Below are 14597 nucleotides of genomic sequence, written 5' to 3' on the forward strand. Positions count from 1 at the left end.
GGCTGGGGGTCAGGGGTCAGTTAAACCTTGATCCCGCCCTCGCCTCAATCTCTTTCTTTACGAGGATTTTATGGCTTCAGCACGAGAAATTCGGCGGCGGATCAAGAGTGTCAAGAACACTGGCAAAATCACCAAAGCGATGGAGCTAGTGTCGGCCTCGAAGATGCGTCGCGCTCAACGAAACGTGCTTGCAACCCGTCCGTATGCCGACCGCCTGTACGATGTTATGGGCGAGTTGACAATGCGTTCGATGGGTGGCAGCTCGAAACACCCGTTGTTGCAGCCGCATCCCACAGTAACTCGTGTTGCGTTGATTTTGATCACGCCCGACCGTGGGCTGTGCGGTGCGCTTAATTCAAACTTGACGCGTGCAGCGGCTCGCTTTATCACAGAGCAAAAAAGCCAAGGTCGTAGTGTTTCAGTCATCGCTGTCGGCAAAAAAGGTCGCGATTTCATCTTGCGGGCTGGTCAAAAGCTCGACGCTGAAATTATTGGTTTAGGCGATTCGCCACCCTTGGTGGATGTGTTGCCTGCTGCCACAACCGCGATCACTGGCTATAGCCCCGATGCGAATGGCAACTATGCCTACGATGAAGTCTACTTGCTTTGCGCTGAGTTCGTCAACACCTTGGTGCAGCGGCCAAAATTGCGCCGTTTCTTGCCAGTCGAAGCCCCAGGCAACGCTGGTGCAACCAAGGTCGATTACTCGTACGAACCAAGCCAAGAAGATGTGCTTGACCAATTATTGCCACGCTTCATTGAAGTGCAGCTCTACCAAGCCATCCTTGAATCAATTGCAAGTGAACATTCGGCCCGGATGATGGCCATGCGCAATGCCAACGACAATGCCAAAGAGTTGGTGCGCGACTTGACCCTGACCTATAACAAGGCTCGGCAAGCAGCCATTACCACTGAGATTAGCGAAATCGCCGCTGGTGCAACAGCGCTCAACCAATAATCAGCTAGTTTTGGCTAGCGATTGTTGACCATTTGGAGAATTCCATGGCAACTGGAAAGATTTTACAAATTACTGGCGTGGTTATCGATGCAGAATTTCCTGCCGATGGCCTGCCACAAATTTATAACGCGTTGGAAATTCCCTTGGGCCAAGGCCGACCATCGCTGATCTGCGAAGTCCAACAACAGTTGGGCGATAGCGTGGTACGCGCGGTCGCTATGTCCACCACCGACGGGCTTGTCCGCGGGATGGACGTTATCGACACTGGCGCACCAATCAGCGTGCCAGTCGGGCCAGAAACCTTGGGTCGGGTGTTCGACGTTCAAGGTCGACCAATCGACGGTGAAGGCGCTGTTGGTACCACCAAAACAATGCCAATTCACCGCCCAGCCCCAACCTTCGAAGAACAATCAAACCGCGCTGAGTTGTTCGAAACCGGCATCAAAGTCATCGACTTGATCGCGCCCTTTACCAAGGGTGGCAAAACCGGTGTGTTCGGCGGCGCAGGCGTGGGCAAGACCGTTATTATCCAAGAGTTGATCTCGAATATCGCTAAAGAACAATCCGGTTATTCGGTGTTCGCAGGCGTAGGCGAGCGCTCACGCGAAGGTAACGACTTGATCCACGAAATGAAAGATTCGAAGATTCCTGGCACCGACCAAACCGTGTTCGATAAAACGGTGATGGTGTTCGGCCAAATGAACGAACCACCAGGAGCACGCTTGCGGGTTGCGCTTTCAGCCTTAACCATGGCTGAATACTTCCGCGAAGAAGGCCGCGACGTGCTGTTGTTCGTCGATAACATCTTCCGCTTTACCCAAGCAGGCTCGGAAGTGTCGGCGCTCTTGGGCCGGATGCCTTCACAGGTGGGTTATCAACCAACCCTTGGTACCGAGATGGGTGAGTTGCAAGAACGCATCACCTCGACCAAGACTGGCTCGATTACCTCGTTGCAAGCAGTATACGTGCCTGCTGACGACTACACCGACCCAGCTCCAGCAACAACCTTTGCCCACTTGGATGCAACGATTTCGCTGGAACGCTCGATCTCGGAAAAAGGTATCTACCCTGCGGTGGACCCACTGGCTTCGACCAGCCGGATTCTCGACCCCAACATTGTGGGCGAAGAACACTACCGCGTCGCGACCGAAGTCCAACGGATGTTGCAACGCTACAAAGACTTGCAAGATATTATTGCAATCTTGGGTGTCGAAGAATTGTCAGACGACGACAAATTGACAGTTTCACGCGCCCGCAAGCTCGAACGCTTCTTCTCACAACCATTTGGCGTGGCTGAAGTGTTTACCAACATTCCAGGCAAGTACGTCGCCGTTGGCGATACTGTCAAGAGCTTTGCCCGCGTTCTCGCCGGCGAGTTCGACCACATTCCCGAAAGCTTCTTCTTTATGAAGGGTGGCATCGACGATGTGGTAGCCGCCTTCGACGCATCAAAGCAATAAGCGATCAATGATTATACGACCCTGCGCCGGCTGGAACGGGCATTATACCCGCCCCATTCCGGCGCATTGTCTATAATCGCTGTGAGGATGTATGCCACTCCAATTGGAAATCGTCACCGCTGAGCGCGTGGTTCTTTCCGAAGAAGTCGATATGGTTAGCGCACCTTCGTATGAAGGTCGGGTAGGGATTTTGCCCCGCCACGAGCCACTATTGACTGTCTTGCAACCAGGCGAATTGCACTATGTGAAAAATGGTGTTAGCATGCCCTACGCCATCAGCGGCGGCTTCATGGAAGTCTTGCCAAATCGGGTAACGATTTTGGCCGATACCGCTGAACGCGCTGATGAAATCGATGAAGCACGGGCAGAACAAGCACGCGCCAAAGCTGAACAAGCTGTGCGCGATCGCCAAGGCGCTGTAGATGTTGCTCAGGCCGAAATTGCCCTGCGCCGCGCTACGGTGCGTTTGCAAGTTGCAAAGCTGCGCCGCAACCGTCAACAGTAGTAAGCATGAGTAGAAAGAACATCAGCTAGCACCCATGGCATGCAAACCAGTGGTAATCGCTTGGTGTTCTTTCTTCGTTTGGAATAACTAAGGTATGGCACGAAAACTTGGGATTGACCTAGGCACGGCCAATGTGCTTGTCTACATCAAGGGCAAAGGAATTGCCTTGTCCGAGCCGTCGGTGGTGGCGCTCTCGCGCAAAACCAATAAGATTCGCGCAGTTGGCGCTGATGCCCTCGCGATGCTTGGCCGTGAACCAGAAAGCGTTGAGGTGATTCGCCCAATGCTGAATGGGGTTATCGCCGATTATGAAACCACCAAGGCGATGTTGGAGCACTTTATTGATAAAACCCGTGGCTTTGGCAAGCCCGATGTGATGATCTGTATTCCGGCTGGGGTAACCACCGTCGAGATGCGGGCCGTCCGCGATGCCGCTCGTAAAGCTGGCGCACGCCGCGCTTATTTGATTCGTGAGCCACTTGCTGCTGCGATTGGCGCGAATATTCCGGTGGCCCAACCATCGGGCAACTTGATTATTGATATTGGTGGTGGTACAACTGAAGTTGCCGTGATTTCGCTCAACGATATTGTGGTGAGCAATTCGGTACGGGTTGGTGGCAATAAGTTCGATGAAGCCATCGCCGCCTATATCAAACGTAAATATAATATGATGATCGGCGAACGCACTGCTGAAAGTATTAAAATTGAAATTGGTTCAGCCTTGCCGCTCGACCGCCCATTGACCATGCAAGTACGCGGTCGCGACCAAGTTGCCGGCTTGCCGCGCACGATCGAGGTCGATTCCAACGAAATTACCGATGCAATTCAAGAGCCACTTGAAGCAATTATTAGCGCAGTGCGCTCGGTCTTGGTCGAAACGCCACCAGAATTATCATCGGATATTATTGATAAAGGTATGGTGATGACCGGCGGTGGCTCAATGCTGCGTCGGATCAACGAATTGCTGACCGAAGTAACTGGCGTGCCCTGTTATGTCGCCGACCAGCCCGCCAACTGCGTGGCCATCGGCACAGGTCTTGCCCTAGAAAATCTTGAAATTCTCCGCGAAAGTTTGTCGGGGAGTGATATAAATTAGGGGTCGGTTGTTGGGGGTCGGGGATCGGTCGGGCTTGAGATTCAAGCATAGCTCTTTGCTGCATTGATTTCTAGCTCCTGATGCTCAATAACCAGCCAGCAATATTTGCTTTATGATTGGAGATTGGTAGATTTTGGGTTTGCTCAAATCTCCCAGCCCCCAATCCCCAACAACCAACATCCAATTCGTGATTATTCAACGTTGAATGATCGCATTGACAATTGACGTTTATGCAAGCTGGCAGCAATGTTGGCCCATTCATTGAAGTAATGAACTGCGTAGTTTTGAACTCCAGTTGTTGCTTCAGCGAGGTTTTCTATGGATATGCGCGATGATGCGCGGCTCGCCAATGAAGTCGAGAAGCTAACCCACACTGCGGATACGCTTTCGCTTGACGCGAAGGATCGGATGCGCAAGGTTGTAGAACCTAAAATTGAGGCTGCGGTTGCCCAACGCGAGGCAATGGTTGCCGAATTAACCAGCGAACCTGTCCAGGCTCCAGCCAGCGAATTAGCCAAGGCTGATCCCCGCCGTGTGACAATTACCCATGTGCGCAATCATCCCCATACCTTTGCCTACCTTGATGCTGCCAACCAGCAGCTCAAGCTGATTGGCTATACTGAGCATGGCCGTCGCCATGCCGCCTTGGTTGGCCATATTGGGGCTAACGTCTTGCGCCGCCTCAAATTTTCGGCTCGTGAAATTGAGCTAGCCGAAATTGCAGGCTTGTTGCACGATATTGGCAATAGCATCAATCGCAACGATCACGGCCAAACTGGAGCAATTCTGGCTAAAGATATTTTGAGCAGCCTCGAGATGCCAATCGACGAGATCATCACGATTATGGGCGCGATTGGCAACCACGAGGAAGAACGTGGCCATGCGGTTTCAAGCGTGGCAGCGGCGCTGATTTTGGCCGACAAATCCGATGTGCATCGCTCTCGGGTTCAAAACAGCGATCCCACCACCTTTGATATTCATGATCGGGTCAATTATGCAGCGACCAAATCGTTCCTGCGGGTTGATAGCGAGCAGCGGCGTGTTACACTGCAATTAACGATCGACACCGAGATGGCCTCGGTGATGGATTATTTTGAGATATTTCTCTCGCGAATGGTAATGTGCCGACGAGCTGCCGAGTTTCTTGGCAGTCGCTTTGGGCTTTCGATAAACGATGTATCGGTGTTGTAGCTGCTACGCTAGCTGGCTCACCAAGCGCAGGTTAAACGCGCTTGTGCTGGTGGTAGCCGCTACGGCAGTTTAATGTATTTCTCTTTACTAAAGGAGCCATCTCATGACCGAACGAGCCGTATTAAGTGAAGGCGACACTGTAGGCGATAATTTACATGTCAAGCAAGCCTATCGCAACTTAACGGTGCCGCAATTGGTGGAAGCTGCTCTCAAACGGGGCGAAGCCGTTTTATCGGCTACTGGGGCCGTTGTTGCCACCACGGGCGCACGCACGGGTCGTTCTGCAGATGATAAGTTTGTGGTGGAAACACCAGCAGCTGCGTCAATGCACTGGACGAAATTCCATAAAGCTATGCAGCCCGAAACCTATGCCGCAATCAAGGCGAAGGCGTTGGCCCACATGGCCGAACGTGAGATGTTTGTTTTAGATGCCAGCGCTGGCGCTGATCCAGCCTATGCGCTACCAATTCGTGTGGTGACTGAGTATGCTTGGCATAACTTGTTCGCCAAACAATTGTTCCGCGATGCAATTAGCAACGATCAACAACCGCAATGGACGGTGCTCAACCTGCCAAGCCTGAAGCTTGATCCAGCGGTCGATGGCTCGCGCTCAGAAGTCGCCGCCATGATCAATCTCGATGAAAAATTGATTTTGATCGTTGGCACCGAATACGCTGGCGAGATCAAGAAATCGATCTTTACGGTCTTGAACATGGTTTTGCCAAGCCAAGACGTAATGCCCATGCACTGCTCAGCCAATATTGGCAGCAAAGGCGATGTGGCGTTGTTCTTTGGCCTCTCAGGCACCGGCAAAACTACGCTCTCAGCCGACCCCGAACGGGTGCTGATTGGCGATGACGAGCATGGTTGGAGCGCCAACGGCGTGTTCAACTTCGAAGGCGGCTGCTATGCCAAGTGTATTCGCTTGCGCCGCGAATCGGAGCCAGAAATTTTCGATGCCATTCGTTATGGCGCTGTGCTCGAAAACGTGGTGCTCAGCGATAGCCGCGATCCCAATTATGATGATGCTTCGTTGACCGAAAACACCCGCGCTGCCTACCCGTTGGAATTCATTCCCAACGTCAGCGAAACGGGCATGGGCGGCCAACCAGAAACAATCATCTTCTTGACTGCTGATGCCTTTGGCGTTTTGCCGCCAATCGCCAAGCTCAGCCCTGAACAAGCTATGTATCACTTCTTGTCAGGTTATACCGCCAAGTTGGCTGGCACCGAAACCGGCATTGGCTCAGAGCCACAAGCGACGTTTAGCACCTGCTTTGGCGCACCGTTTATGCCATTACACCCAACTGTTTATGCCGATTTGCTCGGCCAAAAGATGCGCGAACACAAAGTGCGGGTATTTTTGGTCAATACTGGCTGGACTGGTGGGGCGTTCGGGGTTGGCAAGCGCATGAGCTTGCGCGATACTCGCACGATGGTGCATGCCGCCTTGGAAGGCAAGCTCGATAACGTGGAAATGTGGCACGACGATCGTTTCAACCTCGATGTGCCAGTGGCAATCGATGGCGTTGATAACAGCGTGCTGCAACCTCGCCAAACTTGGGCTGATGCCAGCGAATACGATCGGGTTGCCGATGACTTGGCCGCACGCTTCCGCAAGAACTTCGAGCAATACGCCGAACGCGCTGGCGAAACCGTGGTAAACGCCGGGCCACAAGCGTAGGCTCTAGTTTTTAACCGCGAAGAACGCTAAGGACGCTAAGGCTGGTTTTGTGGTTCGCTGAGATTTCTACAATTATCAGCGAACCACAAAACCTAACATTCGTGCTCTTAGCGTTCTTCGCGGTTACACAGAAAATTCCTGACCCCTTGCCACTCTGCTCCTTGCACAAGCCTCGATCTTCTCGGATAATGCTGGTATGCAAACAGTTATTCTCGATCAGCAACAATTGAATTCACAGTATGGCTTGTTAACTGTGGCCTCGCAGCAACTTGCCAGCGCGCAGCCAGGCCAATGGGCAATGCTGCATCACGGGCTGGGCAACGACCCATTCTTGCGCAGCCGCGCTTGGATTATTGCGACCAATCGCAGTAGTACCGCCACCTTGGCCTTGGATTTGCACGACCCGTTGTTGGCAACGATTGCGCGTTTGCCCAAAGCCAGCGAGCTTGATGTGCTTGGGCCGTTGGGTCGACCGCTGAGCAGCGATGGCCAAAAAGCAACCTTGTTGATTGCTGAGGGCAATGCAATCTACAGCTTGTTGTTCTATGCCCAACGCATTACTGAAACGGGCGCGCCTGTGTTGTTGCTGGCCAGCGCCAACGACGAGTTGCGCGTGCCGCCATTTGTCCTGCCAGCAGAGATTGAATATTTGGCAACCAGCGACGATGTGCTTGATTTGCTGGAAAGTAGTGGCAAACTTGATTCGCCGTTGGTTTGGGCCAATCGCTTGTTGGCCGCAGGTAGTGTTGATTTGGCTAATCGTTTGAGCCAACGCATTCGCCGCGAGCGCTATGCTTGGCAACAAGGCTTTGCCGCATTTATCGTCGATCAAGCCTACCCATGTGGCATCGGCATGTGTGGCGCATGTTGGCAAAATACCCGCCAACAGCCAAAATTGTTGTGCAGCCATGGCCCAGCGCTTGATCTGCGCGAATTGATCTAACTTAATCGGCATAATTTCGGATAAAATATTGATAACCTGATCCAAATAAGCAATGGCGCTTATCGCTAGGAGATGTACATGTTACCCGATTACCGCCCCGAACCGTTTGTCGATTTCAGTGTCAAGGCCAATGCCGATGCCATGCGCACGGCGCTTAGTAAAGTTGGCGATGAATTAGGCCGGACGTATCCGCTGCTTATTGGTGGCGAACATATCGAATTGGCCGACACCTTCGATTCACTGAATCCGGCCAAGCCAAGCCAAGTTGTTGGCAGTTTTGCCAAGGCAACGGTTGAGCATGCCAATCAAGCGGTCGAAGTTGCCGCCACAGCGTTTGAAACATGGCGCAACGTTGCGGCAGAAGAACGCGCTCGCTATTTGTTCCGCGCTGCGGCAGTGATGCGCCGCCGTAAGTTTGAATTTATGGCATGGTTGGTCTACGAAGTGAGCAAAAGTTGGGCTGAGGCCGATGCAGATGTGGCCGAAGCGATCGACTTTATGGAATATTATGGTCGCCAAGCGATTAAGTTTGGTGGCCCACAACCTGTCGTTGCCTACAACGGCGAAGAAAATGAACTGCGCTATATCCCGCTCGGCGTGACTGTGGTTATTCCACCATGGAACTTTGCCTTGGCGATTATGGTTGGCATGACCACCGCCGCGATTGCTGCTGGCAATACGGTTGTGCTGAAGCCTGCCTCGGCCTCGCCAGCAATTGCCGCGCAATTTGTGCGCTTGTTGGTTGAAGAAGCTGGCTTGCCCGATGGCGTAGTCAATTTCGTGCCTGGCTCTGGTGGCGCAATGGGCGATGCCTTGGTTGATCACGCCAAAACCCGCGTGATTGCCTTCACTGGCTCGAAAGAAATTGGCCTGCGCATTTTCGAACGCTCGTCTAAGTTGCAACCAGGCCAGATCTGGCTCAAACGCACAATCTTAGAAATGGGCGGTAAAGATGGAATTGTGGTCGATGAAACCGCCGATCTCGATGCTGCCGCCGATGCGATTGTGGCCTCGGCCTTTGGTTTCCAAGGCCAAAAATGTTCGGCCTGTTCGCGGGCAATTATCGTCGAGAGCGTTTATGATTCAGTTTTGAAGAAAGTTGTTGATCGTGCCAAGAAACTGACTATGGGCGACCCAACCGATCCCAAGCAGCATATGGGCGCTGTGGTCGACCAAAAAGCCTTCGACAAGATTCGCGAATACATTGAAATTGGCAAGGGCGAAGGGCGCTTGATGCTCGGCGGCGAAACTGGCGATGCAGCAGATGGCTATTTCATTCCGCCAACAATTATTGCCGATATTGCCCCCGACGCTCGGCTTTCGTTGGAAGAAATTTTCGGGCCAGTGTTGGCATTTATCAAAGCTAACGACTGGCCGCATGCGCTGCAAATTGCCAACAACACCGAATATGGCTTGACTGGCGCTGTATTTAGCCGCTCACGCGAACGGCTGGAAGAAGCTCGCCGCGATTTCCACGTTGGCAACTTGTATTTCAACCGCAAGTGTACTGGCGCTTTGGTTGGGGTGCAACCGTTTGGTGGCTTCAACATGAGCGGCACCGACTCCAAAGCTGGCGGCCCCGATTACCTCTTGTTGTTCACCCAAGCCAAAACGATTACCGATCGCTTCTAAAAAAAGCGCAATGCAGCATGGAATTGACTCCATGCTGCATTGCGTAAACAATAAAAAAGCCCGATGGGTAATCGGGTTGGCAGCCTCACCACAACAAACTTCGCTCGTTCTAGGCCACTTGCAGCACCAATTGGGCAATCACGCTGCGCAGCTTGACGAAATCCAGCGGTTTCAAAAGATATTCGCTACAGCCAGCAGCAATTGCATGGCTGCGATACTCATTGCTACCAAAGGCGGTCATGGCAATAATTGGCAGATGCTTGGTGCTGCTATTGGTGCGTAACTGCTTGGCCACCGTTAAACCATCAATGCCCGGCAACGCCAGATCCAATAACACCAAGGCTGGGCGCACAAGCGGGATCTGCTTCAATGCTTCACTGCCATTGTGAGCGCCAACCACCGTATAGCCATCTAACTCAAGAAGACGCGCGAGAATAATGTGAGTGTCTGGTTGATCATCAACAATATATAAACAAGCCATACCTGCTCCAGTGTCCGTAGAGCTCGAAAAATCACGCTCGCTGTGTCGGCAAACACTCATTGGACAATAGGAATTGAGTCCTCGATTGGATAGTTCCTTTAATTAGCATGCAGGGTAACATAGATAGATAGCACTGACAAGCCTTAAAGGTATAAAAAAACTTAATTTTTTCTGAAAAATAAGTTTTGTGTTGTTGTGAGCACAATTATCCGCCAGCGCACTTAACCAAACACGCTTCTAGACGATTCTAATCGGCTAAAAGCGTGTTGGCTAAGCTACGAGCTAGGCTCGTATTTAAGCGTAGTTCAAGGCTTGGCGGAGTTGCTGCAGAACGTTAAAAGTATATAAATCGTTAACAATTAGGCTGGGCCACGTTTCGGGATCGGCTAGATTGACCCAGCCAACTTCAGCAATGCCTGCACTTGGGTCATGCTGGTTGGGCGTTTCGAAGCCAGGTTTTGGCCTGCCCTCAATAATGCGGCAACGATAGGTTTTGAAGGCTTGATAGGTTGCGTCAGGCTGATCCTGTTGGTGCCGAATCAGCCCTTCAACCGCAACCAGCACGCCAAGCTCTTCCCATGCTTCGCGTTCGATACAGGCAATTTCGCTTTCCTCAGGCTCGCGTCCGCCGCCGGGCAACAGCCAAAAATTGCTCGTTGCATCAGCAAAGCGAATCATTAAGAGCTGGTCGTGCTCAATAATTGCAATTTGATAGCGGGTATGGCGCAAGGTTGCCATTAAATATCACAGCCTTGGGTTAATGTTTGAATCAGTACCATCGTAGGCCCACTGTCTTGCAGAAAGCCACTGTTTAAGCGCCAAACCTCTGCTTGTTTGCTCGCGCCATAACAGCCAACCCACAGTGCGTTGGTATCGGCCAAAACAATGGTCTGCAAAAAGGCCGCAGCCGCAGTTTCAACCGGCGTTACATTGACGTAAACACTGAGTTGCTTACTCTGACGTAGGCTATCAGGCACGTTTGGCAAGGTTCCCTCGATCCAGGTTTCAGCAGTTTTGGCCGCATCTGCCTGAGCAAGCGCAGCATAATAGCTAAACAGCACCTCGGGAATACTGGTTTGGGTGCTGAGCGGCAATTGTTCAAGCGGCGTGCCACATTCACGTGCCTGTTGATCGAGCACACCCAACACGTTATTGCTGCTGGTTGGCATCGATTTACTTGAACTCAAGCGCCATGGGCTATTCGCGTCAGCGCGGGTTGCTACATAACAAGCAGTATCGGCGCGCGCTCCACCATCTTTCATTCCCAGCAAGACGATCCCTGCCATACGCGCTTCGGTTTGGCTTTCGTTCAATGTTGGGGCTGTCACCAAGCCAACAATTGCATCAATGCCAAAGAAACTCGCGCTGAACCCAGCTTGATCAATTGCGCCTGGTGGGCTAGCCCAGTAGCCATAGGCCCGCTCATACTCTTGGCGATTGAGCGCGTTGACCAGCGAACCAAACAGCTTAATCGGGCTGGTCTGATCATCAAACGCTGCGACCATTGGCACTTGGGGAGCGCCAACCACGGCGGTTGCCTCGGCTGACGTTGGCGTTGCTGCTGCCTCGGCTTGGGTTGGGCTAGCCTCAGCTTGCAAGGTTGCGCCAACGGTTGGCGCTTGAGTCTGGTTGGTACAGCCAGCCAAGAGCACAATGCCTAGCAAGCAAGCGCGCTGCAAAAAGAGCTTCATCGATCAAACTCCTTTATTCTTTCCAGGTGGTTTTGCTTTGCCAATCGGCGCGCGCCAGCGGCTTGGGCGTTACCGCAGGCTTGCCAACATATAAAAAGCCCAACAATTTGGTTGGCGCTTCAAAACCGACGGTTTTGGCCACAAGCTCATGGGTTCCAATTGCGCCGCTTGACCATTTGGCAGCCAAACCAAGCTGAGCCGCCATAATGTGGGCGTTTTGGACTGCCATGGCAACTGCTGCTACTTCTTCCCATTCAGGGTTTTTGGGCTGTGGCTGCATACCAAGCGCGATCCAAACCGGAGCCATCCAGACTTTATCGCGTTGCTTGGCCTCTTGAAATGGGTCGCCTTGAGCGGCGGCAACCAAGGCTGCGCCTAATTCGGCCCGCGCATCGCCAGTATAGACCACAAAGCGCCATGGCTCAGTCACGCCGTGGCTCGGAGCCAAAGTAGCTGCTTGTAAAATTAATTCAATCGCCGAGCGCTCAATTGGCTCAGGAGAAACTTCTTTTAATCCATATGATCGGCGTTGGGCCAAAATAGCCAAAACTTCGCTGCTCGTTGCCATTGCCAAACCTCATCAACTAAATCAATTGAGTTTAAAGAGTAGCATGAATCAATCAAGCCTGCGATTTCCAGCCAAAGGCTTGGGCTTCCCAACTGAGCAAATCGCCTTCGATATGTTGTGTGCAGCCAAGTTGCTCCAACATCAGCATAATTTGGGCGCGATGATGCATACTATGGGTAATTAAATGGCCAATCGTGCCGCCATAGGTTTTTTGCATTGGCGGATCATCCAAGACATCGCTATAAACCGCATCCCAGCGTTGTTCGCGGCTAATTGTGCGCGCAATCGCGGCAAAATCGCGGCCAGCAGCACCCAAGCGTTGCAATAAACCATCAATTGAGCTATCGCTCAAATCGCGTACTGGACGCTCAGCCATTAGATCGCACCAAGCTTCCATATTTTCGATAATATGCTCAAAACATTGGCGTAAGCTCCGTTGATCGATTGGAAACTGGCGATCAAGTTGCTCAGGGGTGAGGCTTTGCGCTTGCAGCAACAATTGGCGGGTGGTCCAGACATCATGGCCAAGTAAGCGATCTAACAAATCCATCGATTAATTCCCATCTAGCTTAAGATCTAAGTGTGTAGTATACAGCACAAATGTATCATTATTTTGGCTCACAAGGAGCTTGTTTCGCTGAACTACAGCCATCTGCTATACTGTAGGGATAAAGCCACCTGCATTTAGGGAAGACCATGATGGATAAGCTCCCACATACGTTTTACCGCCGCCGTTTTGTTGATGGTCGCCATCATGTGTTCCATTCGTATGGATTTGGTCGAGTTGTACGCAACGATGCTGAGGTTTTGATTTATGACTGGTCGCTTGGCACGCCGCAGCGCATTAGCGATACGCTTGGCTGGGGCAGCGACGCACCCCGTACTCGGCTGTTTGATCAACGGGCCTCACGGGCGTTTGGGCGTTCGTGGTGGTGGCGTTCGCGGCCACTCAATATCACCAGCATGTATGATGAATGGGGCAATTTGATTGTTCAGCGCATCGATTTTGCCAGCAAAGCTATGGATATTAGCGGCAGTTTTTATCAAACCGATCTCTATCTTGATTGTTTTGTGGCTGCCAATGGCGTGACCCATGTGGTCGAAGATGAAGATGAAGTGATCGAGGCCAATCACGTTGGCTTGTTAAGCAATCCGCAACGCGAAATGATTGAGACTGAGCTTGATAGTGTGCGCAATCTGATGCGTGCTGGTACATGGCTTGGTTGGCTCGAAACCATCGCTGGTACGCCATTCGACCGCAAATTTTTGCCGAAAGCGCGCAACTATGATGGCTTTTGGCAATCGCGGGCGAGCTATTGGCCGGAGGATTAACATGGCGCTCGATTGTAGTGTCGTGATTATTTCATGGAATGTGGCAGATTTGCTGCGCCAATGTTTAACCTCAATCGACCAATCGTTGGCTGCTAGCACCTACACCTATGAAGTGATTGTGGTCGATAATGCCTCGCACGATGATTCGGTTGTGATGGTTCGCCACGAATTTCCCAGCGTCCAGATCATCGAAACAGGGGCGAATTTAGGCTATGCTGGCGGGGTCAATGTTGGCGTTGCGGCAGCCCAAGCCCCATGGATTTTGGTGCTCAATCCTGATACCGTTATGCAAGCCGATGCAATTCCTCAGTTGCTGGATTGGGCGCAACAGCACCCGACTGCCAGCGTGATTGGCCCGCAATTGCGTTACCCCGATGGCTCGATTCAATCATCACGTCGCCGCTTACCCACCAAAGCCAGCTATTTTTTCGAAAGCACATTACTGGAGCGCTGGTGGCCGGCCAATCCTTGGGCTGCTGCCTATCGTTGCGCCGATCTGCCCGACGATCAGCCGCAGCAGGTCGAATGGCTGATGGGTGCAGCCTTGTTGGTGCGCAAATCGGCAATTGAGCAAGCAGGCGCAATGGATCGGCGCTTCTGGATGTATTCTGAGGAAGTCGATTGGCAAGCCCGTTTGGGGCGTTTTGGGCCAATTTGGTATTTGCCGCAGGCAGTGATTATTCACCACGAAGGCAAATCGAGCGAACAAGCGCCAGCCCGCAAACATTGGGCCTTCCAGCAATCGAAGTTGCGCTATGCAGCTTTGTACGAAGGGCCTGCTTTTGCCACCGCGTTACACTTCTTTTTGGCGAGCAGTTATGGGTATGAACTGCTGGTTGAGAGCATTAAGTGGTTGCTTGGGCATAAACGCCAGTTGCGTTGGCAGCGTATGCGCATCTATTGGCAGGTGCTGCGCCAGTTTGGCTAGGCTGAGTTCCCTCACCCCCCAGCCCCCTCTCCCACTGAACGCGGGCGAGGGGGAGCACGCTGGTTTTCATCACTAATGCTGGGAGAACCACCGAATGAACGCCCCTCGCCCGCGTTCAGTGGGAGAGG

General features: G+C 52.3%; 15 protein-coding genes. 10 read left to right on the forward strand and 5 right to left on the reverse strand.

The window, feature by feature from the left end; genetic code table 11:
- Window positions 1–70: 70 nt before the first annotated feature.
- From C5S61_RS25410 to pruA, 8 genes are all read left to right on the forward strand, one after another.
- Window positions 71–958, forward strand: coding sequence for a F0F1 ATP synthase subunit gamma (locus C5S61_RS25410; protein ID WP_110520203.1), 888 nt, complete (start codon window positions 71–73; stop codon window positions 956–958).
- Between the two features lie 44 nt (window positions 959–1002).
- On the forward strand, window positions 1003–2418 hold the full coding sequence (atpD, locus tag C5S61_RS25415) for a F0F1 ATP synthase subunit beta (RefSeq protein ID WP_110520205.1): 1416 nt from the start codon (window positions 1003–1005) through the stop codon (window positions 2416–2418).
- 91 nt (window positions 2419–2509) lie between these two features.
- The gene (locus C5S61_RS25420; RefSeq protein WP_054534605.1) at window positions 2510–2923 is read left to right on the forward strand and encodes a F0F1 ATP synthase subunit epsilon; all 414 of its coding nucleotides are present in this window, start codon (window positions 2510–2512) and stop codon (window positions 2921–2923) included.
- Window positions 2924–3017: 94 nt separating this feature from the next.
- Entirely contained in the window at window positions 3018–4019 is a 1002-nt protein-coding gene (locus tag C5S61_RS25425) for a rod shape-determining protein (protein ID WP_110520207.1), read from the forward strand.
- A gap of 318 nt (window positions 4020–4337) precedes the next feature.
- Window positions 4338–5210: an HD domain-containing protein gene (locus tag C5S61_RS25435; RefSeq protein ID WP_110520211.1), complete on the forward strand. Its 873-nt coding sequence runs from the start codon at window positions 4338–4340 to the stop codon at window positions 5208–5210.
- A gap of 103 nt (window positions 5211–5313) precedes the next feature.
- Entirely contained in the window at window positions 5314–6894 is a 1581-nt protein-coding gene (gene pckA / locus C5S61_RS25440) for a phosphoenolpyruvate carboxykinase (ATP) (RefSeq protein WP_110520213.1), read from the forward strand.
- 196 nt (window positions 6895–7090) lie between these two features.
- Complete coding sequence (locus C5S61_RS25445) at window positions 7091–7837, forward strand: iron-sulfur cluster-binding protein (RefSeq protein ID WP_110520215.1); 747 nt, start codon at window positions 7091–7093, stop codon at window positions 7835–7837.
- Between the two features lie 78 nt (window positions 7838–7915).
- Window positions 7916–9469 (forward strand): L-glutamate gamma-semialdehyde dehydrogenase, encoded by a 1554-nt coding sequence (gene pruA, locus C5S61_RS25450; protein WP_110520217.1) that lies wholly within the window; start codon window positions 7916–7918, stop codon window positions 9467–9469.
- Between the two features lie 109 nt (window positions 9470–9578).
- On the opposite strand, the gene C5S61_RS25455 is transcribed toward pruA, so the two are convergent.
- From C5S61_RS25455 to C5S61_RS25475, 5 genes are all read right to left on the reverse strand, one after another.
- Window positions 9579–9950: a response regulator gene (locus C5S61_RS25455; protein ID WP_054534600.1), complete on the reverse strand. Its 372-nt coding sequence runs from the start codon at window positions 9948–9950 to the stop codon at window positions 9579–9581.
- A gap of 294 nt (window positions 9951–10244) precedes the next feature.
- On the reverse strand, window positions 10245–10688 hold the full coding sequence (locus C5S61_RS25460) for an NUDIX domain-containing protein (RefSeq protein ID WP_110520221.1): 444 nt from the start codon (window positions 10686–10688) through the stop codon (window positions 10245–10247).
- On the reverse strand, window positions 10688–11641 hold the full coding sequence (locus C5S61_RS25465; RefSeq protein ID WP_110520223.1) for a hypothetical protein: 954 nt from the start codon (window positions 11639–11641) through the stop codon (window positions 10688–10690). Before C5S61_RS25465 ends, C5S61_RS25460 begins: the two co-directional genes overlap by 1 nt.
- 13 nt (window positions 11642–11654) lie before the next feature.
- Window positions 11655–12209, reverse strand: a complete 555-nt coding sequence (locus C5S61_RS25470) for a nitroreductase family protein (RefSeq protein WP_110520225.1) — start codon at window positions 12207–12209, stop codon at window positions 11655–11657.
- Window positions 12210–12261: 52 nt separating this feature from the next.
- On the reverse strand, window positions 12262–12759 hold the full coding sequence (locus tag C5S61_RS25475) for a DinB family protein (protein ID WP_110520227.1): 498 nt from the start codon (window positions 12757–12759) through the stop codon (window positions 12262–12264).
- 149 nt (window positions 12760–12908) lie between these two features.
- On the opposite strand from C5S61_RS25475, the gene C5S61_RS25480 reads away from it, so the two are divergent.
- Window positions 12909–13541 carry a DUF402 domain-containing protein gene (locus C5S61_RS25480; protein ID WP_110520230.1) on the forward strand — a complete coding sequence of 211 codons (633 nt, stop codon included), beginning with the start codon at window positions 12909–12911 and terminating at the stop codon, window positions 13539–13541.
- Between the two features lies 1 nt (window position 13542).
- Entirely contained in the window at window positions 13543–14469 is a 927-nt protein-coding gene (locus tag C5S61_RS25485; protein ID WP_110520232.1) for a glycosyltransferase family 2 protein, read from the forward strand.
- The last annotated feature ends 128 nt before the right edge of the window (window positions 14470–14597 follow it).

This window comes from Herpetosiphon llansteffanensis, from assembly GCF_003205875.1.
Classification (GTDB): Bacteria; Chloroflexota; Chloroflexia; order Chloroflexales; family Herpetosiphonaceae; genus Herpetosiphon; species Herpetosiphon llansteffanensis.